19 protein-coding genes and 2 pseudogenes are annotated in these 23,466 nt (G+C 55.2%); 11 read left to right on the top strand and 10 right to left on the bottom strand.

The window, feature by feature from the left end; all coding sequences use genetic code 11:
- Positions 1–131 precede the first annotated feature (131 nt).
- From QMX86_RS12215 to gcl, 9 genes are all read right to left on the bottom strand, one after another.
- Positions 132–1,319 carry an MFS transporter gene (locus QMX86_RS12215; protein WP_122704692.1) on the bottom strand — a complete coding sequence of 396 codons (1,188 nt, stop codon included), beginning with the start codon at positions 1,317–1,319 and terminating at the stop codon, positions 132–134.
- A gap of 168 nt (positions 1,320–1,487) precedes the next feature.
- Positions 1,488–2,486, bottom strand: coding sequence for a sulfate ABC transporter substrate-binding protein (locus QMX86_RS12210; protein ID WP_282383604.1), 999 nt, complete (start codon positions 2,484–2,486; stop codon positions 1,488–1,490).
- Positions 2,487–2,589: 103 nt separating this feature from the next.
- Positions 2,590–3,414 carry an ion transporter gene (locus QMX86_RS12205; protein ID WP_016771032.1) on the bottom strand — a complete coding sequence of 275 codons (825 nt, stop codon included), beginning with the start codon at positions 3,412–3,414 and terminating at the stop codon, positions 2,590–2,592.
- A gap of 21 nt (positions 3,415–3,435) precedes the next feature.
- Positions 3,436–4,350, bottom strand: a complete 915-nt coding sequence (locus tag QMX86_RS12200; RefSeq protein WP_282383606.1) for an urea transporter — start codon at positions 4,348–4,350, stop codon at positions 3,436–3,438.
- A 136-nt stretch (positions 4,351–4,486) separates the two neighbouring features.
- Positions 4,487–5,902: a pyruvate kinase gene (gene pyk / locus QMX86_RS12195; RefSeq protein WP_110601122.1), complete on the bottom strand. Its 1,416-nt coding sequence runs from the start codon at positions 5,900–5,902 to the stop codon at positions 4,487–4,489.
- Positions 5,899–7,173: a glycerate kinase gene (locus tag QMX86_RS12190; RefSeq protein WP_282383611.1), complete on the bottom strand. Its 1,275-nt coding sequence runs from the start codon at positions 7,171–7,173 to the stop codon at positions 5,899–5,901. Before QMX86_RS12190 ends, pyk begins: the two co-directional genes overlap by 4 nt.
- 162 nt (positions 7,174–7,335) lie before the next feature.
- Complete coding sequence (locus QMX86_RS12185; protein ID WP_282383613.1) at positions 7,336–8,229, bottom strand: 2-hydroxy-3-oxopropionate reductase; 894 nt, start codon at positions 8,227–8,229, stop codon at positions 7,336–7,338.
- A gap of 119 nt (positions 8,230–8,348) precedes the next feature.
- Positions 8,349–9,131: a hydroxypyruvate isomerase gene (gene hyi, locus QMX86_RS12180; protein WP_282383615.1), complete on the bottom strand. Its 783-nt coding sequence runs from the start codon at positions 9,129–9,131 to the stop codon at positions 8,349–8,351.
- 210 nt (positions 9,132–9,341) lie between these two features.
- Positions 9,342–11,117: a glyoxylate carboligase gene (gcl, locus tag QMX86_RS12175; RefSeq protein WP_042607573.1), complete on the bottom strand. Its 1,776-nt coding sequence runs from the start codon at positions 11,115–11,117 to the stop codon at positions 9,342–9,344.
- Positions 11,118–11,385: 268 nt separating this feature from the next.
- Between gcl and QMX86_RS12170 the strand changes: the two genes are divergently transcribed.
- Both QMX86_RS12170 and QMX86_RS12165 read left to right on the top strand, forming a co-directional pair.
- On the top strand, positions 11,386–11,826 hold the full coding sequence (locus QMX86_RS12170; protein WP_282383617.1) for a heme-binding protein: 441 nt from the start codon (positions 11,386–11,388) through the stop codon (positions 11,824–11,826).
- Positions 11,827–12,033: 207 nt separating this feature from the next.
- Complete coding sequence (locus QMX86_RS12165; RefSeq protein WP_130930087.1) at positions 12,034–12,546, top strand: transposase; 513 nt, start codon at positions 12,034–12,036, stop codon at positions 12,544–12,546.
- A gap of 57 nt (positions 12,547–12,603) precedes the next feature.
- On the opposite strand, the gene QMX86_RS12160 is transcribed toward QMX86_RS12165, so the two are convergent.
- Positions 12,604–13,212 carry a TetR/AcrR family transcriptional regulator gene (locus QMX86_RS12160; RefSeq protein ID WP_041479604.1) on the bottom strand — a complete coding sequence of 203 codons (609 nt, stop codon included), beginning with the start codon at positions 13,210–13,212 and terminating at the stop codon, positions 12,604–12,606.
- A gap of 135 nt (positions 13,213–13,347) precedes the next feature.
- Here QMX86_RS12160 and QMX86_RS12155 point away from each other — a divergent pair.
- The 9 genes and pseudogenes from QMX86_RS12155 to QMX86_RS12115 all read left to right on the top strand — a co-directional run.
- Positions 13,348–13,806: pseudogene (locus tag QMX86_RS12155) on the top strand (DUF808 family protein); the annotation flags it as partial.
- 154 nt (positions 13,807–13,960) lie between these two features.
- Positions 13,961–15,100: a tyrosine-type recombinase/integrase gene (locus tag QMX86_RS28345; protein WP_008433886.1), complete on the top strand. Its 1,140-nt coding sequence runs from the start codon at positions 13,961–13,963 to the stop codon at positions 15,098–15,100.
- A complete protein-coding gene (locus QMX86_RS12145) occupies positions 15,097–16,887 on the top strand; it encodes a site-specific integrase (RefSeq protein WP_083853197.1) in 1,791 nt (596 codons plus the stop codon). Before QMX86_RS28345 ends, QMX86_RS12145 begins: the two co-directional genes overlap by 4 nt.
- Entirely contained in the window at positions 16,887–18,782 is a 1,896-nt protein-coding gene (locus tag QMX86_RS12140) for a tyrosine-type recombinase/integrase (RefSeq protein WP_083853198.1), read from the top strand. Before QMX86_RS12145 ends, QMX86_RS12140 begins: the two co-directional genes overlap by 1 nt.
- Positions 18,772–19,311 (top strand): hypothetical protein, encoded by a 540-nt coding sequence (locus QMX86_RS12135; protein WP_008433889.1) that lies wholly within the window; start codon positions 18,772–18,774, stop codon positions 19,309–19,311. The genes QMX86_RS12140 and QMX86_RS12135 overlap by 11 nt, the downstream gene beginning before the upstream one ends.
- Before the next feature lie 474 nt (positions 19,312–19,785).
- A pseudogene (locus tag QMX86_RS12130) lies at positions 19,786–19,950 on the top strand (hypothetical protein); the annotation flags it as partial.
- A gap of 339 nt (positions 19,951–20,289) precedes the next feature.
- Positions 20,290–20,646 carry a transcriptional regulator gene (locus QMX86_RS12125; protein ID WP_008433891.1) on the top strand — a complete coding sequence of 119 codons (357 nt, stop codon included), beginning with the start codon at positions 20,290–20,292 and terminating at the stop codon, positions 20,644–20,646.
- Between the two features lie 333 nt (positions 20,647–20,979).
- A complete protein-coding gene (locus QMX86_RS12120; RefSeq protein ID WP_008433896.1) occupies positions 20,980–21,966 on the top strand; it encodes a nucleoid-associated protein in 987 nt (328 codons plus the stop codon).
- Positions 21,963–23,417 (top strand): hypothetical protein, encoded by a 1,455-nt coding sequence (locus tag QMX86_RS12115; protein ID WP_008433898.1) that lies wholly within the window; start codon positions 21,963–21,965, stop codon positions 23,415–23,417. The genes QMX86_RS12120 and QMX86_RS12115 overlap by 4 nt, the downstream gene beginning before the upstream one ends.
- Positions 23,418–23,466 lie beyond the last annotated feature (49 nt).

Below are 23,466 nucleotides of genomic sequence, written 5' to 3'. Positions count from 1 at the left end.
CCGCCAGTTTGTGGGGCCTCCCACCCGGCGTGGCGCGCCGGCCCGCCCCCACACTGGTTTTGTGCATTGCAGTGATTCGAAGGTCACCCAAAACCTGTGGGAGCGAGCTTGCTCGCGAAGCTTTTGAAGCCTTAAGCCGTGGCCAATGAAGCGCGTCGTGAAACACTCAGAAACCGCAACAACGCCAACAGCGGAAAGACGCTACCAACAATCACGATCCACAACCAGCCGCCATGCTCGTACACCGCACTGGCCACCGAGGAGCCGAAGGCGCCGCCGATGAAGATGCTGGTCATGTACAGCGCGTTCAAACGGCCACGACTTTTCGCGTCCAGCGAGTACACCGCGCGTTGGCCGAGGACCATGTTCATCTGCACGCAGAAGTCCAGCACCACGCCGGTCACGGCCAGGCCGATGACGCTGTAGGCCGGATGGATGAAGGCGGGCAGGAAGCTCAGGCTGGCGAAGAGCATGGCCAGCAGCGAGGCGATGCGTGTGTGGCCGGCATCGGCGAGGCGGCCGCTGATTGGCGCGGCGATGGCACCGATGGCGCCCACCAGAGCGAAGATCGCGATCTCGCTTTGCGACAGGCCATGGTTGCGTGCCAGCTCCAGCGGCACGGCGGTCCAGAACAGGCTGAACGTGGCGAACATGCAGCCCTGATAAAACGCCCGCTGACGCAGCACCGGTTGCTGGCGCAGCAGTGTCCATAGCGAACCGATCAACTGGCCATAGGTGGCGCTGTGATCCGGCTGGCGCTTGGGCACGGTCAGTGCCAGCACCACGCTGATTGCCGCCATCAACGCTGCGGCGATCATGAACATGGCGCGCCAGCCGAGGTGATCGGCGACCACACTCGACACCGGTCGCGCCAACAGAATGCCCAGCAGCAAACCGCCCATGATCCCGCCCACCACCCGGCCACGGGATTCTTCCGGCGCAAGATGCGCGGCCAGCGGAATCAGGATCTGCACCGACACCGAGCTGAAGCCGACCAGCAACGAGATCAGCAGGAACACGTTCGGCTGCTCGGTAAACGCTGCGCCAAGCAGACTGGCAATCGCCACGACCGTGGTGATGATCATCAGCCGCCGGTTTTCCAGCAGATCCCCCAATGGCACCAGAAAGAACAGGCCCAACGCATAGCCGATCTGCGTCAGCGAGACGATGAAACTGGCCATGGTGTCGGAGAGGCCGATGTCCGGCGCGATCAGGCCGATGATCGGTTGTGCATAGTAGATGTTGGCAACGATGGCGCCGCAGCAGAACGCGAACAGCAGGACCATGCCTCGGGTCATTGCGTGAGGAGTGGTGGTCATAGGGGATCTCGGGTCGGGCACAGGAAAGGGCTGAGGCTAATGGACAACGTGGACTGGCAGAAGACGTTTTCGGATGATAACTGGTATTACGCAGTGTAATGACCGGTATTCCCACGCAACAAAAAGGCGACCTCGGTGGGTCGCCTTTTGATTTTTTCAGATCAAGCCTTACTGCCCGGTATAAATCTGATCGAACACGCCACCATCATTGAAGTGGGTTTTCTGCACCGTGCGCCAGTCACCAAAGGTCTTCTCCACCGAAAGGAAATCCACTTTCGGGAAGCGATCGGTGTACTTCGCCAGCACCGCCGGGTCACGCGGACGCAGATAGTTGGCCGCCGCAATTTCCTGACCTTCCGGCGACCACAGGTACTTCAGATACTCATCAGCCGCAGCGCGGGAGCCTTTCTTGTCGACCACTTTGTCGACCACCGAAACCGGTGGCTCGGCTTCCGCTGAGACCGTCGGGTAGATGACTTCGAACTGATCGCGACCGAACTCGCGGGCGATCATTTCCGCTTCGTTTTCGAAGGTCACCAGTACGTCGCCGATCTGGTTGGTCATAAACGTGGTGGTGGCGGCGCGGCCACCGGTGTCGAGCACCGGCGCCTGCTTGAACAGCTTGCCGACGAAATCCTTGGCCTTGTTCTCATCGCCGCCGTTTTTCAGCACGTAGCCCCAGGCTGACAGGTAGGTGTAGCGGCCATTACCGGAAGTTTTCGGGTTGGGCACGATGACCTGAACGCCGTCCTTGAGCAGGTCCGGCCAGTCTTTCAAGGCTTTCGGGTTGCCCTTGCGGACGATGAACACCGTGGCCGAGGTAAACGGTGCGCTGTTGTTCGGCAGGCGCGTGACCCAGTTGTCCGGGACCAGTTTGCCGTTGTCGGCGAGGGCGTTGATGTCGGTGGCCATGTTCATGGTGATGACGTCAGCCGGCAGGCCGTCGATCACCGAACGCGCCTGCTTGCTCGAGCCGCCGAAGGACATCTGCACGGTGATGTTTTCGTTGTGCTCGGCTTGCCAGTGCTTCTGGAACGCAGTGTTGTAGTCCTTGTAGAAATCGCGCATCACGTCGTAGGAAACGTTGAGCAGCGTCGGTGCTGCCTGGGCGATGTTGGCCAAGGCCAGGCCGACGGCGAGAAGTGAGGCGCCAAAGAGTTTTTTCACTGCGCATTCCTTGTTCTGTGGGGTGTCGTGTCAAAAATGAGGCGATTTGCCAGCGACTATAGCGGGCCTCGCATAGTCGCTTAAAGATTAAAAAGCTCTGTGCTTATTCCACTTTCTTGAACAGCTGACTGCCGCAGCGGGAACAGAACGCTGCGCTCTGCTCGTGGGTCTTTTTCTGACAGCCCGGGCAGTCATGTTGCAGCTGTTCGCCGCGCATGGCGTTGGCCAGCTCAGCGGTGAAAATCCCTGTGGGCACGGCTATGATCGAGTAACCGGTGATCATCACCAGCGAAGAAATCACCTGGCCCAGCGGCGTCTTCGGCACGATGTCGCCGAAGCCCACAGTGGTCAAGGTCACGATCGCCCAATAGATGCCTTTGGGAATGCTGGTGAAGCCATGTTCCGGGCCTTCGATCACGTACATCAGCGTGCCGAACACCGTCACCAGCGTGCACACGCTGACCAGAAACACGACGATTTTCTGCTTGCTGCCACGCAGCGCCGACATCAGATAGTTGGCTTGCTTGAGATACGGGCTGAGCTTGAGCACGCGGAAAATCCGCAGCATCCGAATGATGCGGATGATCAGCAGATACTGCGCATCGCTGTAATACAGCGCGAGGATGCCCGGCACGATCGCCAGCAGATCCACCAGGCCATAAAAGCTGAAGGCATAGCGCAGCGGCTTGGGCGAGCAGTACAGACGCAGGATGTATTCGCCGAGGAAAATCGCCGTGAAGCCCCACTCGATATAGGCCAGAACGTCGGCGTAATTACGGTGAATGCTGTCGATACTGTCGAGCATCACGATCACCAGGCTGGCGAGGATGATCACCAGCAGGATGCCGTCGAAGCGACGCCCGGCCGGGGTGTCGCTCTGGAAGATCATGACGTAAAGCCGTTCGCGCCAATTGTTGCTGCTGTCCATGGATAACGCCTGAATCGAAGATCAGCGCAGCCTAGGGTGATTCTCCTCGTGAGCGCAAGACTCATGCGCAAGCGACGCTTTGCCAAGCATTTGAATGCCGGCACGAATCAACCAGCAGGCGAGGATGAACGGCGCGGTCAGCGTCGCCAATCCAAGGGCAGCAAACAGCGGCGTCACCAGCAGTGCCAGGACAATTGCCAGCAGCGGCAGCCACGGATGTTGCCGTTGAGCGCTGAAGGCGAGGGCGGCGAGTACGGCGTTGTAGCCACCGAGTCCGAGCAGTGCGGCGGACGTTTCGTGGTGCAGCAGACTCGAGCCGAGGCCGATCGCCGACGCCAGCAGCGCCCAGCAGAACGCGCGGCGATCGGCGAGCAGCAAACCGCTGACGATCAACGCCCCGGCCAATGGATGGTCGAGGAACATCACCTGGCCGAATCCGCGCAGTTCAGCGGCCAGCAGATTCGTCGTGTTCAGGTCGACCGATGCCGCCGGTGTGGACGGCTCGGCGAACACCAGCAGCACCCAGCTGAGCGCCACGAACGGCGAGGTATACGCCGGTATGGCGCGACTGTGGTACACGTGTTTGAGCCATTGCTGAGTGAGCATCGCACTCAAGCCGCCCGCTGCAAGAATCAACGGCGGCAGCAGTGGCGACCAAGGGAAATACAGGCTCAGCAGCAGGCCGAGCAGCACGCCGTTGTAGCTGAACAACCCGGCCTGGCGATCGGCCTTGGCGTAGTTGCGCCGCTGCGCGGTGAGCAGACCGGCAACGCCACCGAGCAGCGCCCCGGCGAACAGTACCGGCGCGGTCAGCAGAATCGCCAACAGACACAGCAGGCCGCACAGCGGATGGCGCTGAAAGAAAATCTGACTGAAACCGTTGAGCAAAGCCTCGGCCCAGTCGGGGCAGTGGGTGTTGAAGTGATTGGCAGGCATGGCAGTTCATTCGGTGCAGATCGTTCCCACGCGCCGCAAAGGAATGCCTCAATGGACGCTCTGCGTCTGCTCTTGGGACGCGGAGCGTCCCGGGCTGCATTCCCACGCAGAGCGTGGGAACGATCATGGTGGGGGGTTAAATCAACGTTTCGATCCGCAGCGAATTGGTCGACCCCGGCTGCCCGAACGGCACGCCGGCGGTGATCAGCAGCGTGTCGCCACGCTCGGCCATGCCTTGCGCCTGAGCAATCTCCAGTGCGGTCGAGCAGACTTCGTCGACCTGACGCAGGCGATCATTGACCACCGAATGAATGCCCCACGCTACGCTCAAGCGCCGCGCGGTTTGCAGGTTCGGCGTCAGATTGAGGATCGGTGCTTTTGGCCGCTCGCGCGATGCGCGTAACGTCGAGGCGCCGGACTCGCTGTAATTGACCAGCACCGCCACCGGCAGCACGTTGCTGATCCGGCGGATCGCACAGCTGATCGCATCGGAAACCGTCGCCTCGGCTTTCGGACGGCTGACGTCGAGCTGGGTTTGATAATCCGGGCCGTTCTCCACCTGACGGATGATCTTGCTCATCATCTGCACGGCTTCCAGCGGGTACTCACCGGACGCGGTCTCCGCCGAGAGCATCACCGCATCGGCGCCTTCGGCCACGGCGTTGGCGACGTCAGTCACCTCGGCACGGGTTGGGGCAGGGGAGAAGCGCATTGACTCGAGCATCTGTGTCGCCACCACCACCGGTTTGCCCAGCGCGCGGCAGGTGGTGATGATGTTTTTCTGAATCTGCGGCACGCTCTCCGCCGGCACTTCCACACCAAGATCGCCGCGCGCGACCATGATCGCGTCGCTCAACTCAGCAATCTCACGCAGTTGCTCGACCGCCGAAGGCTTCTCGATTTTCGCCATCAGAAACGCCTTGTCGCCGATCAATGCGCGGGCTTCGACAATGTCCTGCGGGCGCTGCACGAACGACAGCGCGACCCAATCCACCCCCAGTTCCAGGCCGAAGCTCAGATCGCGGCGATCCTTGGCGGTCAGCGGGCTGAGGTCGAGCACCGCTTGCGGCACGTTCACACCTTTGCGATCAGACAGTTCGCCGCCGTTGAGCACGGTGGTGTCGATCGCATCGGCGTACTTGGTGACCACGCGCAGACGCAGCTTGCCGTCGTCGAGCAGCAGGTCCATGCCGGCTTCCAGCGCGGCAATGATCTCCGGATGCGGCAGGTTGACCCGGCGTTCATCGCCCGCTGTCGTATCAAGATCCAAACGGAACGCCTGACCGCGATGCAACTGCACCTTGCCATCAGCGAATTTGCCGACACGCAGTTTCGGTCCTTGCAGATCCATGAGAATGCCCAGCGGGTAGTTGAGCTGACGCTCGACTTCGCGGATCCATTGATAGCGCTTGGCGTGGTCGGCGTGATCGCCGTGGCTGAAGTTCAGGCGGAAGATGTTGACCCCGGCCTCGACCAGCTCGCGGATGTCGTTGATACCGTCGACGGCGGGGCCGAGGGTGGCGAGGATTTTGACCTTTTTATCAGGCGTCATGATTTGCAGTTCTCAAGGATCAGAATGGCGCGGAAGTCGTTGACGTTGGTGCGGGTCGGCTCGGTGACGATCAGTGCATCGAGCGCCTGGAAGTAGCCGTAGCCGTTGTTGTTATCCAGCTCGTCGCTGGCGCTCAGACCCAGTGCGGCGGCGCGGGCGTAGCTGTCCGGGGTCATGATCGCGCCGGCGTTGTCTTCCGAGCCGTCGATGCCATCGGTGTCGCCGGCCAGCGCGTAGACGCCGGGCTGGCCTTTGAGGCTGTCGGTCAGGCTGAGGAGGAATTCGGCATTGCGTCCGCCACGGCCATTGCCGCGCACGGTTACCGTGGTTTCACCGCCGGAGAGAATCACGCACGGCGCCGCCAGTGGCTGGCCGTGATTGATGATCTGTCGGGCGATGCCGGCGTGGACTTTCGCCACTTCACGGGATTCGCCTTCGAGGTCGCCGAGAATCAAGGTGCTGAAACCGGCCTGCCGGCATTTCACCGCCGCCGCGTCCAGCGATTGCTGCGGGCGGGCGATCAACTGGAAATGACTGCGCGCCAGGCTTGGGGCGCCGGGTTTGACCGTTTCCGATTCCGGACTTTGCAGCCAGGTACGCACGGAGGCGGGAATGTCGATGCCGTAGCGCTTGATGATCGCCAGCGCCTCGGCCGAAGTGCTCGGATCGGCCACAGTCGGGCCGGAGGCGATGACGGTGGCGAGGTCGCCCGGCACATCGGAAATCGCGTAGGTGTAAACCGTCGCCGGCCAGCAGGCCTTGCCGAGGCGGCCGCCCTTGATCGCCGAGAGGTGCTTGCGCACGCAGTTCATCTCGCCGATGGTCGCGCCGGATTTGAGCAGGGCTTTGTTGATCGACTGCTTGTCGGCAAGGGTGATGCCTTCGGCTGGCAGGGCGAGCAGGGCAGAGCCGCCGCCGGAGAGCAGGAAGATAACGCGGTCGTCTTCAGTCAGGTTGCTGACCAGCTCCAGCACACGTTTGGCCACGGCCAGACCCGCCGCATCCGGCACCGGGTGTGCGGCTTCGACCACTTCGATTTTTTCGCACGGAGCGCCGTGGCCGTAGCGGGTCACCACCAGGCCGGTGACTTCACCCTCCCAGCAGCGCTCGACCACTTGCGCCATGGCAGCAGCGGCTTTGCCGGCGCCGATGACGATCACCCGGCCGGTACGATCGGCGGGCAAATGGGTTTCGAGGACTTGGTTCGGATGGGCCGCGTCGATGGCTGTGGCAAACAGCTCGCGCAGCAGTTGTTGCGGATCGACCGACATGGCGGGCTCCCAATCTTATTGTTCTTGGTTAATGCTGATGATCGTTCCCACGCTCTGCGTGGGAATGCCTCAATGGACGCTCTGCGTCCGCTTCGGCAGGGACGCGGAGCGTCCCGGGCTGCATTCCCACGCGGAGCGTGGGAACGAGCGACGGGGCAGGCTTTATTTATTGTCGCGAATCGAGAAATTGGCCATGTGTTCCAGGCCCTTGATCAGCGCCGAGTGGTCCCAGTTGCTGCCACCGATGGCCGCGCAGGTGCTGAATACCTGCTGGGCATTGGCGGTGTTCGGCAGGTTGATGTTCAGCTCCTTGGCGCCTTGCAGGGCCAGGTTCAGGTCCTTCTGGTGCAGGCTGATGCGGAAGCCCGGATCGAAGGTGCCTTTGATCATGCGCTCGCCGTGTACTTCGAGAATCTTCGAAGAAGCGAAACCGCCCATCAGCGCTTCACGCACCTTGGCCGGATCGGCGCCGTTTTTCGAAGCGAACAGCAGGGCTTCAGCGACAGCCTGAATGTTCAGCGCGACGATGATCTGGTTCGCCACTTTGGCGGTCTGGCCGTCGCCATTGCCGCCGACCAGGGTGATGTTCTTGCCCATGGCCTGGAACAGCGGCAGGGCGCGCTCGAAGGCCTCGGCGTCGCCACCGACCATGATGCTCAGGGTGGCGGCTTTGGCACCGACTTCACCGCCGGACACTGGCGCGTCGAGGTACTGCGCGCCTTTCTCGTTGATCTTGGCGGCGAAGGCTTTGGTGGCGGTCGGCGAAATCGAGCTCATGTCGATGACCACTTTGCCTTTGCCGATACCGGCGGCAACACCGTCGGCGCGGAACAGCACGTCATCGACCTGCGGGGTATCCGGAACCATGACGATGATGAATTCGGCTTCCTGCGCCACTTCACGCGGGTTGGCCAGGGCGACGGCGCCAGCGGCGACCAGATCGGCCGGGGCCGCGTCGTGGTGTTGCGACAGGAACAGGCTGTGACCGGCTTTCTGCAGGTTCGCCGCCATTGGGTGGCCCATGATGCCGGTGCCGATGAATCCGATTTTAGCCATGAGAAAATCCTCTTGTTTTTGTCGTGCCCCCAACCCATGGCTGGTGAGCTTTTGTGGCGAGGGGATTTATCCCCGTTGGGCAGCGCAGCTGCCCCAGATTTTTTGCAATGCGTGGTCAATCAAATTGCGTTGTGTGATTTCAACCAACCCAGGCCCGCTTCGGTGGTGGTCAGCGGTTTGTACTCGCAACCCACCCAACCCTGATAACCGATGCGATCAAGGTGTTCGAACAGGAAGCGGTAGTTGATCTCACCGGTGCCCGGCTCGTTGCGCCCCGGGTTGTCCGCGAGTTGCACATGGTTGATCTCGCCCAGGTGCGATTGCAGGGTGCGGGCCAGATCGCCTTCCATGATTTGCATGTGGTAGATGTCGTATTGCAGGAACAGATTGGCGCTGCCGACCTGCTCGCGAATCGACAGGGCTTGCGCCGTGTTGTTCAGGTAGAAACCGGGAATGTCGCGGGTGTTGATCGCTTCCATCACCAGTTTGATGCCCGCCGCTTGCAGCTTGTCGGCGGCGTATTTGAGGTTGGCGACGAAGGTCTTTTCCACGGTGGCATCGTCAACGCCTTGCGGGCGGATGCCGGACAGGCAGTTGACCTGGGTGTTGCCCAGCACTTGTGCGTAAGCGATCGCCAGATCGACCCCGGCGCGGAACTCTTCGACCCGATCCGGCAGGCAGGCAATACCGCGCTCGCCCTTGGCCCAGTCACCGGCCGGCAGGTTGAACAGCACTTGGGTCAGCCCGTTGGCCTCGAGTTTTGCCTTGATTTCAGCCGAGCTGAAGTCGTACGGGAACAGGTATTCCACGCCACTGAAACCGGCCTTGGCGGCGGCGTCGAAACGGGCAAGGAAATCCTGTTCGGTGAACAGCATGGACAGGTTGGCTGCGAAACGCGGCATGGTGGTCTCCCGTAAATCTTGTGAGGATCCCCTGGGGGAGCGAGCTGTGGCGAGGGGATTTATCCCCGTTCGGCTGCGAAGCAGTCGTAAACCATTGTATGCGGTGTACCTGATACGCCGCGGTTTCAGGTTTTGAGGCCGCTTCGCGCCCTAACGGGGATAAATCCCCTCACCACACAGGCTCGCTCCCGCAGGGAGAGCGGTCAGCAGTTAGTCAAGCAACGAAATCGCGGTCGGCGCGTCATTGCCGACCAGTGCCAGGTCTTCGAACTCGTTGACCGCGTTGATCTCGGTACCCATGGAGATGTTGGTCACACGCTCCAGAATGATCTCGACGATCACCGGCACCTTGAACTCTTCGATCATCTGTTCGGCCTTGCGCAGGGCAGGGGCGATTTCCGACGGTTCGAACACACGCAGTGCCTTGCAGCCGAGGCCTTCGGCGACTGCGATGTGGTCAACCCCGTAACCGTTGAGTTCCGGCGCATTCAGGTTATCGAAGGACAGCTGCACGCAGTAGTCCATTTCGAACCCGCGCTGGGCCTGACGGATCAGGCCCAGGTACGAGTTGTTCACCACAACGTGGATGTACGGCAGTTTGAACTGAGCGCCGACCGCCAGTTCTTCGATCATGAACTGGAAATCATAGTCCCCCGACAGGGCCACGACTTTGCGGTTCGGATCGGCCTTCACCACGCCCAGCGCCGCCGGAATGGTCCAGCCCAACGGGCCGGCCTGACCGCAGTTGATCCAGTGACGCGGCTTGTAGACGTGCAGGAACTGCGCGCCGGCAATCTGCGACAGACCAATGGTGCTGACGTAGCAGGTGTCCTTGCCGAAAACCTGGTTCATTTCTTCGTAAACGCGCTGCGGCTTGACCGGCACGTTGTCGAAGTGGGTCTTGCGATGCAGGCTGGCCTTGCGCTGCTGGCAATCCTGCAGCCAGGCGCTGCGGTTTTTCAGCTTGCCGGCGGCTTGCCATTCACGGGCGACTTCAATGAACACGGTCAGTGCTGCGGCGGCGTCGGAAACGATGCCCAGATCCGGGGTGAACACGCGGCCGATCTGCGTGCCTTCGATGTCGACGTGAATGAACTTGCGACCTTCGGTGTACACGTCAACCGAACCGGTGTGGCGGTTGGCCCAACGGTTACCAATGCCCAGCACTACGTCGGATTTCAGCATGGTGGCGTTGCCGTAACGGTGCGAAGTCTGCAGACCAACCATGCCGACCATCAGCGGGTGGTCGTCAGGGATGGTGCCCCAGCCCATCAGGGTCGGGATGACCGGAATACCTGTCAGCTCGGCGAACTCGACCAGCAGGTCGCTGGCGTCGGCGTTGATGATGCCGCCGCCTGCGACCAGCAATGGACGCTCGGCCTGATCCAGCAGGGCCAGAGCCTTCTCGACCTGTACGCGGGTTGCGGTCGGTTTGGCCAATGGCAGCGGTTGGTAAGCGTCGATGTCGAATTCGATTTCGGCCATCTGCACGTCGAACGGCAGGTCGATCAGTACAGGGCCTGGACGGCCGGAGCGCATTTCATAGAAGGCTTTCTGGAACGCGTAAGGCACTTGGCCCGGTTCCAGAACCGTGGTCGCCCACTTGGTCACTGGCTTGACGATGCTGGTGATGTCGACTGCCTGGAAGTCTTCTTTATGCATACGGGCGCGGGGTGCTTGCCCGGTGATGCAGAGGATTGGAATCGAGTCGGCCGAGGCGCTGTAGAGCCCGGTAACCATGTCGGTACCGGCAGGGCCGGACGTGCCGATGCACACGCCGATGTTGCCGGCCTTGGTGCGGGTGTAGCCCTCGGCCATGTGCGAGGCGCCTTCAACGTGGCGAGCAAGGACGTGATCGATGCCACCGACCTTCTGCAAGGCGGAGTACAGCGGGTTGATCGCTGCGCCCGGGATGCCAAAAGCGGTATCAACCCCTTCACGGCGCATCACCAGAACGGCGGCTTCGATTGCTCTCATTTTGCTCATGGTTTTGTGCCTCTTTACGTTTTGTAATTGTATACAAGTGGCTTTGCGCAGAGTGTATTCACGGCGGACGGCGCAGGTCAATCCATTTTCTCAAGCGTCTGTTTCATTCGTCGGAAGCCCGCTGTGCTGTGGCTTTTCGTCGCATGTGGCGCTTTTCGAGAATTATTGTATACAAAAAAATAACTCATTGTGTTCTATTTGTGTCATCGGACTGCGGCACAAACGCGCAGTCCCACGACTTTCCCTATAACAAAATGAGGACGGCACCATGAGCGCTTTAACCTTGAAAGTCGCAGTCAACCTGGTCAGCGAAGCCATCAACGCAGGACGCGGCATGAACGCCGCACCGCTGACCATCGCGGTACTCGATAACGGCGGCCACCTGATCGCCCTGCAACGCGAAGACGGCGCCAGCCTGCTGCGCCCCGACATCGCCATCGGCAAAGCCTGGGGTGCCATCGCCTTGGGTAAAGGCTCACGCCTGCTCGCCCAGGACGCTCAACAACGCCCGGCGTTTTTTTCTTCGTTGAACAGCATGGGGCAGGGCAGCGTAGTGCCGGCACCGGGTGGCGTATTGATTCGCAACCAGGCGGGTGAAGTGCTAGGCGCGATCGGGATCAGTGGGGATTTGTCGGATGTGGATGAGCAGGTGGCAATTAAAGCCGTGGAGGCGCTGGATTTGCGGGCGGATGGCGGGGTGGCTGTTTGAATGTCAGTGTCTGAATAACCGCTTTCGCGAGCAGGCTCGCTCATTGGGTTAGGAGGTGTACATGAAATGTTCAGTGTCCGAAAACCCCTGTGGGAGCGAGCTTGCTCGCGAAGGCGATTTAACAGACACATTTAGCCAACGTCTGTCCGCCTCCTGTCTGTGCTTTGGATCTAATCTTTCGAGTCTTCTCATGAAAGGGGCAAAGGAATGCCAAAACTATCAGCCTCGCATCGCCTGCGCATTGGCCGTTACGACGAACCTAACCGCTTATATCTACTGACCGCCAACACACTTCATCGCGAACCTGTTTTCCGCGATTTTGCATTAGGTAAGTTAGTCGGTGACCAATTTCGAAACGCCGAGGAACTGGGGTTTGCCGACTCGTTGGCATGGGTGGTTATGCCCGACCACTTTCACTGGTTGATCGATTTGAAGCAGGGTTCCTTGAGTGAACTGATGCAAAGGACAAAGTCCTTAAGCGCGCGTGCTGTGAACACGGCTGCGGGTAGAAAAGGCACCCTCTGGCAGCATGGGTTTCACGATCGCGCACTGCGGCGGGAGGATGATTTGGTGCAAATGGCTCGATATGTTGTGGCTAACCCGTTGCGGGCAGGTTTAGTGCAAAGGTTTAGCGATTATCCGCTGTGGCATGCGATTTGGGCTGATAGGCAGACCGAGTCGCTCCATTCGCGAGCAAGCTCGCTCCCACAGGTGATTTGAGAGCACCATAGGTCCAAATGTGGGAGCGAGCCTGCTCGCGAAGCGGTTCCCCCGATCTCACCGATCCGGCTCACACCCCTTCAACACCAACCGGATAATCGTCTGCGCCGCCGCTTCATAATCGGCTTCATCAAGCTTGTCTTTCCCGGTCACTGCGGAAATCTGCCAGTCGAAGTCGGCGTAGGTCTGGGTCGCGGCCCAGATGCTGAACATCAGGTGGTTGGGGTCGATCGGGGCGATCTGGCCGCGGTCGATCCAGCTCTGGATGCAGGCGATGTTGTGCTTGGCCTGGGCATTTAGCTGCTCGACCAGGTCGGCGCTCAGGTGCGGGGCGCCGTGCATGATTTCGCTGGCGAACACCTTGGAGGCGTAGGGCAGGTCGCGGGAGATGCGGATCTTCGAGCGGATGTAGCCGCTCAGCACCTCGCTCGGCACGCCGTCCGGGTTGAACGGGGTCGAGGCCTGCAGAATCGGCTCGATGATGCTTTCCAGCACCTCGCGGTAGAGGTTTTCCTTGGATTTGAAGTAGTAGTAGACGTTGGGCTTGGGCAATCCCGCCTTGGCGGCGATGTCGCTGGTTTTGGTCGCCGCGAAGCCCTTGTCGGCAAACTCTTCGCTGGCGGCGCGCAGGATCAGTTCTTTGTTACGCTCGCGGATTGTGCTCATAAACCCGGTGGTTCCTTGCCTGTTCTGGCGGTGGCGCATGGTAGCACCGGCCTTGAGCGGCGCTCAACAATGCAGCCTGTGGCCGGCGGTCGCGTTATGCTTGGCAACATTCATACACAGAAGGAAACAGGATTCATGGCAGGAAGCAGTTTGCTGGTGCTGATCGATGACATCGCCACCGTTCTGGATGACGTTGCATTGATGACCAAGATGGCCGCGAAGAAGACCGCCGGAGTGCTCGGTGATGATCTGGCGCTCAATGCCCAGCAGGTATCGGGCGTGCGCGCCGAGCGGGAAATTCCCGTGGTGTGGGCGGTGGCCAAGGGCTCGTTCGTCAACAAACTGATCCTCGTGCCGTCGGCATTGGCGATCAGCGCTTTCGTACCGTGGCTGGTGACACCACTGTTGATGGTCGGCGGCGCGTACCTGTGCTTCGAGGGTTTCGAGAAGCTCGCGCACAAGTTTCTGCACAGCAAAGAGGAAGACGAAGCCGGGCATGCGCAGCTGACCGAAGCCGTCGCTGACCCGGCCACCGATCTGGTGGCGTACGAAAAGGACAAGATCAAAGGCGCAATCCGCACCGATTTCATTCTTTTAAACCACTAATTTTTTTTTGCACAGTATAAGGGGTAGCCCTATTTTTCAGTATTGCCAGTGCTAGCGAGGATGATGAACATGCACAGTACGATTTGACATATCGTCGTGCCCACCCATACTGATTCAGGAGCAATCTGTAGGGGTTCATACGATGGATTTCTTCATGATTCAGCCGTCGCGCAATAGACCCTCGCGGCCGACCCTATTTGATGACCAAGGGGAAGTTGTTGAGCTCGCCTCAGCGTGGCTCCGCTCACTGGTGGAAAGTCCCAGAAATTATTCTCCGAAATCTATTGAGTTGTACGGGAATAATCTCAAATATTTCTGCGAGTACTTGCGAAGTTCTGAGCTGCACAGTCGAATTCCCATTGACGTGCTATTGACCTCCATTAGCACTCTCGGGCTCGAGAAGTACTTTAAGTCGCTCCAGAACGATGGTTTTGCAGACAGTACGGTCAGGAACCGAGAAGTCAGCTTAAAGGAGTTCTTTGTTTGGCTGACAACTGCTCAGGCGGGTCATATTAGGACAGAAAGTGGCTGGTCACGTCGGTACATGACGAGGAGGCCGCGACGCAAAATGCCCCGCTTCATCACGAAAAATCAGTTTATCCAATTGGCCTGCGCACTCAATCATGAGTCACAGAGGTGTGTTCTGCACTTCATGTACGAGACGGGGGTGAGGGTTTCGGAAGTACCTCGAATCATGAAGCACGATATCGACCTATTACAATGCTTTGATGAGACATTCGAATATTTGCCTCTGTTGATTAGAGGAAGCAAGGGTTCTGGGAAGGACCATATTAAAGAGCGTTATTCGCTTATTTCTCGGGCTGTATTTTCGAGAATACAGCGTTACCATAATACGGCTGTATACAGATTTTCAGGCGGAAATGCAGTAAAGCCTGCGTTTCTAAATATCAAAAAAAAACCGTTAACTGCCAAGGCAGTTCAGAAGATGATATCAGACGCCCGGAAGCGTGCAGGCTTTCCGGCGGGCATCATTAGTCCACATCGCTTACGTCATGGTACAGCACTTTCTATACTCCAGGGCGAGTGGGGGAATGATTATATTGAGAAAATGGTCTTAATTCAGACTCAATTTGGTCATTCTTCGATAAAGTCTACCGAGCAATATACTCATCTACCAGCTGCTATGTTTTCCAAACTCAAAGAGCGGGGGTTAAAAAGTAGGTTTGAAGAAGCTCAAGATATATATACCAAAACGTACTTGCCCATAAGGCTTTGCGTGGAACGGCGTGGTCGGCCAAAAAAAAGAAGAGCGCAGTTATGAATGCATTTTCCTTAGAGATTATACCGGAGCCGAGTACGGATGATCCTTATGCTCAAATAAAGTGGATCTTCAGCAAAAAATTGGGAGTGAACCCATCGAGGTCCGCAAAAAATGCTTACACCCAGTGCTTAAACAAAGTGATTAGGTGGGCTAGTGAGGGACTTGGATATGGCGTTGATAGACTATATTTGCTTGGAAAAGGGATTGATGAATACAGTCTTATTAGGTTTCGCGCATTTCTGGAAGATATTGGTGTTTCAAACAATAATCTAGGCACTTTGATATCTACATTTCGGCAAGTCATAAATTTGGCGATTGATGAGAAACACGTAGGCATTACAGATTATTTGGATTCAGCAGTTGCTAGTTCTGGGCGGGGAACTGATGCTCGTTTGCCTTACGATTTAGGTGAAATGGAACAAATTGAGAATGCTCTGGATAGTGATATTAGAAATGTAAGAAGGTTTTTGTTGCCTTACAAAGTCACTGGTCTAGGAGTTGCTCCTGAAAATAGAAGTGTGGAGGGTAAAAGGAAATCTGTCCTCCATGGCTGGTGGCGCGACGAAGATAATATGAGGTGGTATTTTGAAAACATTCTTGAATGTGTACCACTGCAGAACTTGCCTGAGACACGTGTTGAACATCGAAATTTTTTTTCCTCGGCTACGAATTATCACGGAGGACTAAATGAGTTATATAAACGATGGGGTGTAACTTCAAGAATTGGTTATGAGCACATCTTGCCCTATCTCTTCAAAATTGTATCTATCACAGGTCTGAATACTTCGGTAGCGTTGAATTTGCAGATCGACAGTTACCAAGAGTGTCACCCAATTACAGGTCGGCCGTATCTTCGCTACTCGAAGCTTAGAGGGAGTGGCGAAGCAGAGATGCATTTGGGGCTTTTTCAGTCTGATATTCAGGCGCTGGATGGGTATCAGAATAAAACGATAAAAAAACTTTGGGGGGAATTGCTTGATTTAACAAGCCGCTTTCGAGAAAAGTTACCAACTCAAAGCCGAAACTTCCTGTTTGTTTACCAAAGCAAGAGTGGGAAATATCGGGAGAGGGATTATTTAATGCCCAATAAGTGTTTGACTGTCTGGTCTAACGATTTTTCACGCCGTTACAAACTTGTTGGGCGTACGGGAGAACCTCTGAATGTGACACTTCCCCGCTTTAGGCCATCTTTAGTTTCTCAGCTTTTAAGGCGTGGAGTCGACGTTTATATCGTCAAAGATATTTTGGGGCATGCCAGTATATTGACGACATTTCGGTATATTGATTCTCATGACTTTAATCCGATCGCGCGGAAGGAGGTGAAAGCAGCATTGTCCATGATTCGGGATAATGCAAGGGATTTTCAAATTAACCCAAAACCAATTGCGTTGGATTCCTCACGCCGCAATGATGTGATTTTTTCTACGCCACTAAGTATGTGCAAAAATGTTTTCAGTCCACCTAATAATATTCGTAAAGCTGCCGGCATCGGGGATGGTTGCGCTTGTACGATATTCAATATGTGCTTACGTTGCCCGAATGTGTTGATATTCAGAGAAAATTTACCAAGCTTATTTGCTCTGCGAGCGCAGTATCTAGTAGCGTTCGAACAGGGAGTATCTTCAACTCCTCATCGTGCTGCATTACAGCAGAATTTGCATATACTAAATGGGCTATTGGATTCTGAAACTAGTGACTGGGCAATAGAGGACTTATTAGAGGCCGAAAGAGCATCGTTGAATGTTAATAGTATTGTTGACACTATCGTTTTGCGATCGGTGATGTAATGGCAAAAGTATTAATATCACCTCCGTCACTTATTGAGGGTGCTCTTGAGCACACGGTCGATCTCTCTAGATTGCGTGTTTCCACTAAGTCTCTTATTTTTCAGAGCTTTTGGGACTTTGCTGACGACGTCAAAGGGGCTCCGCGGTCAATATCGAGTTCAAGGTATACTTTGAATTGGGACGGCTATCCCTTTGGTAATGCCCTCCGGCATGAATTGCAAACTATATTCGGTATATATATATTGTCTCCTAGTAGTTTTGTATTTTCCAAAGGGGCAGAGCGGCCCGGATATGCAAAAATTTATTCGTTGATGCCGAAGATCAAGCGAGCTTTAGATTTTATTTCAGCTGTAGTTGTTCAGCGTTTTCCCGATCCAGTATCGGTATCGAGTATCGCGGAGCTTCAGCTTGTAGACTTGTTCTCTGTTGCCAAAACTCATGGTTGCCGAAGTGTCAATGATATTCGGCGTGGTCTCAGGGTGGCATTTCACTTTCGTTCTGCAATTTTGGTGCAACGTAAATTTTCACTAACGCAAAATGATTTAGATAGTTTGGTCTTTAAAAATGAGGGATTGGGCAGTACTGCCGCCGGAAAACCAGTCGATGATCTACGCTTTTTTTCAGATGAACAATTTGCTGCTTTAAGCCAGAGATCTATCGGTCGTGTACATGATTTTATGGATCGGTACGGTTTGCAAAAGGCAGATATCGATAATGATAGTTTCTACAAAGCGCCAGATAAAATCCGCACGGTAGTCCAGTCATTCGCTGACGACTTTGATATATATATCCGGCTTCGAGGACTTGGTTACTCTAAGGAGCATCGTAGTGAGTATGAGAAGCTCAAGAAAACGCTAATAAGGCCTGCAGGCGCGATGCGGGAGTACACTACACAGATCAATAGTGCTGCGCTGTGTGTGTTAGGACTATATCTCGGGCCAAGATACTCGGAAATGGCTTCAATGACGGTTGATTGTTTAGAGGAGCGCATGGGGGTGCCCTGTGTGGTAGGTCGAGTATCAAAAAAACGCGGGGACCATCAGCTATATGACGATACATGGGTTGCAATACCGGCAGTGGAAGACGCCATTGCAGTTCTCAAATGTCTAGCTCCTCTCAAGAACAATAATTATTTATTCGCGCCTTGCAATTGTGTGACAGGAAAAAACCAACCTTATTTAGATAAGTCTCTGTCTGGGGCAGTTAATGGTTTTTTAAAAAACATTAATGATGATGGGGTTTTTGATGGCGTTGAATTCACTACCCATCAATTTAAGCACTCCTTGTCTCGACAGCTTGTTAGGGTAAAGTTGGGCTTGCCGTATATTAGCTTTCAGATGAAGCACCTATATAGTCGTGTTGTCTCATTGCCCTCAGACGTCACTTTGTCGTACGGTAACGCTGCTAAGCTTATTCAGTCGCAGCAGTCGAGCGAATTTTTCCGCGAATTAAAAAAGAATATGGCTTTGGGAGTTTTTGATCCAAATCAAAAAATCTATGGTGGTGCGGCAGGTGAAATAGATGAAAGAAGGATAAGTTTTTTTAAAGGCATGACTGATGCTGGTTTTGAAAGGGATCGGCTGATCGAAACCTTAGTGGACAACAGTATCAGTTTGGTAAATGTGGGTCTTGCATACTGTACAGGAGTGAAAAGCGAAAAGATCGGTGGCGAACAGCCTCCCTGCTTAGGACAGCTAAAATGCAATCCCTCCGCGTGTTCTAACAGTATAATTACTAAAGAGGTCCATGGTCCCGCGTGGAAAGCGATGTTGGCTGAAAGTCGTAGCAGAGCCAAAGATCCGCGCTTTGCATATGCTAAAGACCATTTCGAGGCCGCCGCGGAGGAGGCAAAACGAGTTTGCAATGTTCTGGAGGTAAAACTAGATGACGACTGAAAATCTTCCTTTTTCTGCTAGAAATGCCCAAGACTTTGAGCAGATTACAGAGTCGATAGAGTCGGCGCTGAAAGAAATTAGGAGTGATCCGGCCCAACCTGCGACGAAATCAAACCTAGCTCGATTGGCAGGGGTTCATCGCAACACTTTGACGTTCAGAGCTAGAAACTCTCTTATTAACGCCAGCCATGCTGAGGTGCTTGATATCAATGAGGGTTGGCCATTCTCCGAATTGAGGGACATCAAAAAACATCGCGATACTGCTGTAGTCGTGGTTCATCAAGAACAATCAATTTCTAAAGATTACGAGCTCAAAGAACTTCAAAAGCGTTTGAAGAAAGCGAGGTATGTAGCTGGTTCCTGGTTTCATCGTACCCTGCAACTGAAGGAGGAATTAGCTGATCTGAATTTGAAATTACAAAGGCTAGCTGACTATAGTACTAAACAAGAATCGCGGATTCGTGAAGGTGGACTGGAAATTGCTAGACTTAGAGACACAATAAAGAAAAACTTTAAAATTGTTGAATGATTTTGGTTGCTTCGTTTTGATTTTTGCAGTCGCGCGAACTGGAACAATGCGAGAAGGCACTGCAGTTGGAGGCAACATTGCTCGACTTGGTCGTGCGTCTACGCGCTGGTGGCAATTGGACCTTGCTTTTGCTGGATTTTTGGCGGGCCTTTCGCTGCACGACTTGTGCCGGCTGCTGATTGTAACCAACCCATTGCTGCCGGGCGAAGGGCTGAGCCTGTTTCTATCCAGCAGTAAAACCGACCCTGAGCATCAGGGCCGTACCGTCAGTGTGCCGGCGCTAAAACGACTATCTCTGGTGCAGGCGTTGAAGACTGGTTGGCGCTCAGTCAATTGCAGGCTGGACCGGTGTTTTGCAGCATTGATCGCTGGGGGCATCTGGCCCCGACCGCGTTACATCCGTACAGCGTGTCCCGGGTGTTGCGCCGGGCGTTAACGCGCGGCGGTGTCGCCGGGTAGCGCTACAGTGGCCATTCGCTGCGCCGTGGGTTTGCCACCTGGGCCACGCGCAACCAATGGAGCCCGAAAGATTTGATGAAGTATGTCGGTTGGCGCGACGTGCACACGGCGATGCGCTATGTCGGCGCCAACGAACCTTTTGGTGACTGGCGACGCGCCGGCACGTCCGAGTCGAAATGACTCCTCGATGGACGATTTCGTAACGAGATAAGGGCCATGTAATTACACCTGTAAAGCGGCAGCATTTATTTAACAAGCGGGCGAATAATGAGGTTTGTGAATGCAAGTTTCTCAAACCTCAGCGGCGCTTGGGCGTTAAGGAGGCCACTAAAACGGTACGCGAAGGGTAAAAACAGCTGATTCGGTTGCTCAGCGCAGCTCATGAGCGTGGCCGACGCAGGTCATGGGGGAGGGGGGCGTTCTTGATTGCAGCAGCGTGGGAATTTATCGCACTGTATTGTCTAGAATTGCTGACGTAAACTCTGATTAACCCGATTAATGTCTAGGAAGGCAGACGCTATGCGATTTCGTGTTCAAACGGATCAAGTCCTCGCACTCACCGTTGGGGAGCGCCTGAAAACGCTGCGGTTAAAGAGGAACATCAGTCTCGAAACGGTGGCAGAGAACGCGGCGATTAGCCGTCAGACATTGCACCTGCTGCTTAATCAGGGGAAAGGTACCTTGATCAACCTGATTGCTGTTTTGCGGGCAATCGGCGAGCTGGAGAGACTGAGTTCACTGATGGAAGAGGTACGTCCCAGTCCCCTGCAAATCATTAAAATGGAGGGCAAAAAGCGCCGTCGTGCCACTGGTAGGCGAAGTGCGTCGAGCACAACAGCACGCGCAGGTGTCCGCCTGCCTAGTGCTGACTGGTGAGTGCAGCGGCCGACGCTACTTGGTCGCATGGGATGGGCGCGTTCGATATTTTGGTCGAAAAGAGAGCGGAGGCTTACGGAGATATGGCCAGGTTCGCCTGGTAGCCGGCGTGGCCGCGGTTTCACCCGGATCGGCAGTTCTCGCGTGGCAGCGTCGTTTTGACTTGGCGCACGGCTTAGAGAGAACTGGCGTAGCCAAATTATGGGTGTATATTTGTACAGTAAAATACGGATGTGGATTTGGATTCTACGAGCTGTGCATCCGACAAAAAAGGTGGTTAGATGATTTGTTGATGGCGTTTAGCTATCTTTCTGCCCGCATCGAGGATATCGCTTGGCCACTCTCACGACTGCCGAAGTTAATGCGCTAAAGATCGAGAATTTTATATTCCACGTGGTTCACCACGGAGCGGATGACCCGATCCTATTCGACGACACCCCCCTCGCGACTTTTGAGCAGTTTTTTATCGACCGCATCAAAGAAACGCTCAAGGGCAACAAATTTCTTTTTAAGGTGAATTCTCAGGTCAAGGAAAAGCTCGAAAGTTGGGAAAGAGGGGAGCATACCTTTGTAGACATCTCTAAAAATCTGGCTCGCCAGTTTCATCGCGTGGGCGACAAACGGATGAAAACGGGTGTCCTGATCGTCATCGGATTGAAAGTGAATGACAGAAAGCTGTATTCGCTGATCAAGTACGACTCCGAGAAAGTCGTCACTTTTACTCGCGAAGGTGCCAAGGCCATCCTCCAGGCGGTAACGAACAACTTTACCGAATCACCCAAGGCACTGCAGAAGTCGGCGCTGATAGACCTTAAAGCCGATGACGCCGAGGTCGTGATCATTGATCGCATGAGTCGCGCTGGCATCAGCGATTTCTATAAGAATTTCCTCGGGGTTGAGCGACTGCGTAATCCGAAGGAGATGACAGGCGATCTTGTTAAGGCCGTCAGGAAAACGGTAAAGGCTCACGCCGAGGAATTGCCCCGAGCTATTACGTCCAAGGTCTCAGACAAGATTGTGGAAATCGCGAAAGCCAGAAAGGAGTTTGAGGTCGAGGCATTCTTCATCGATTTTTTTGGCGTCAAAGCCAGTGAGGACATTCGTCAAACGTTTGATAAAGAGCTGGACAGCCTCAAGCTGACAGGCGAATCCTTTGCATACGACGAGGATGAACTTCCCCTGAGTGAGGACAAGAAATACATGACCTCTGAGGGGATTCGAATAATCATGCCGGCGAGGGCTAAAGGCCTGCTTGACGTTCAGCACACGGATGACGGAACCATCGTCACCATTCGAACGAGTCGCTTGCAGGAACTATGAGCAAACAAACTGGAGACGAGATCAGCGGCTTTTTTCGAAAGCTCGCGCATCTACCTGGGTCAACACTGACCGAGTCGATTCAGAGCGTCCGCATCGATAATGTGACTCATCACGCTCCGGAGCTGGTTGTCGAGCTAAAGGCGATAGCCAGTCAGGTCGAAGACCTCGGGTTGGGTGAGCTGGAATTATTCGCCGAGGTTGCAGGTCGGCTCCGGATTGCCAACGTGGCATGGGATGATATTGAAGGCGAGAGCCTGACGATCGTCCTAGAAAAGACCACCCAGGATGATCGGTGTCTTTTCTTCAGTCAGAAGGGTTTCAAAGGTTGGCTGGAAGGGCTTTCGGTCAGCGGTCAAAGCCTCAAAAATCAAAAGTGCATCGAGGTCACTGGCGATTTTTCTGAGTTTTCAACTTTTCTGTTTTCCGTGAAACCGTTTGGGCGTGAGTGGGCATTATCCGAATTCAAACAAGCCCCCGAAAAGCCTGGCAAGCTGGTGCGTGATTTCACGCAACGATTCACTCCGCAATACATCGATGCCTGGTTGCTCAATGACAAGCCCAAGGAGTCAAGCGAGTCGTTTCGAACGTGGTCGAGCGTCGCCGTTCAAAAATTGATTTATTGTCTGCCGACGGAAATCAGGTCCGAAGGGGAAGATGCCCAGGTATTCTTTCGTGGAGGGCGATCCCTACCGATTCCTATCGAAAAACACACGTGCTGGGACAAGATCAATTTTGAACTGATCCATGATGTCTGTGAGTGGGTCTATGCCACGCCTCGCGAGGCAGAAACGAAGTTTCAGCTGCTAAATAACCATGTCGGCATCAACTGGAGCGCTGCGGAAACCTGGCCGTCCGGGACCAATGATGTTTTGCCTAATAGTTTTGCCGGCGCGAAGGAAGCTTTCGCTTTCCATCTTCAAGAACAAAGTAAAGAGGCCGTCAAGAGCCTGGGAGATCTCCGAAAAGGCTTGCAAGAAGAGGTCAACAAAACCCAAACCGCAACCCGGGACTTGGTTTCGGCGCTTTGGCGAGATTTTGCCGTAGCAGGCGTCGTAGCTGCGCTTAAAGCCCCCGTATTACCCAACGCCATTCCAGACGCTTCTATGAAGGTTCTCCAGCTTGGTGTCGCTGTGTTGTTGTTCCTGAGTATCTTGGTCAGCACTGTCTCCAGCTTGAGGTTCAACAACCTGGCAGATAACAGCCGACGGGACTGGCGGAAAAAGCTGTATAGCTTCATGTCGGATACGGACTGGAAACGACTGGTGGAGAATCCCATCGGTTCGGGACGAGCCGTCTATTGGGTTTCTTGGTCATTCTGTCTTGTACTGTACTTGGTGATGATCAGGTATTTCTTGTCGCTTGCCGTCCCTGACTTCATCCTCATTTATGTCGATGCTCCCTTAAATCATCTGCTGGACTGTCTTTGCGCCGTCCTGTCAATCCGCTGTTAGTCACTGGCGTTAGTCTTGCCGAAGATCTGCGCGGACGATACTTTGATTA

The organism is Pseudomonas sp. PS01270 (assembly GCF_029959775.1).
In the GTDB taxonomy this organism is placed as follows: Bacteria; Pseudomonadota; Gammaproteobacteria; order Pseudomonadales; family Pseudomonadaceae; genus Aquipseudomonas; species Aquipseudomonas atacamensis.
Note: the sequence above shows the minus strand (reverse complement) of the source record. Positions and strands in the feature narration are given on the sequence as shown.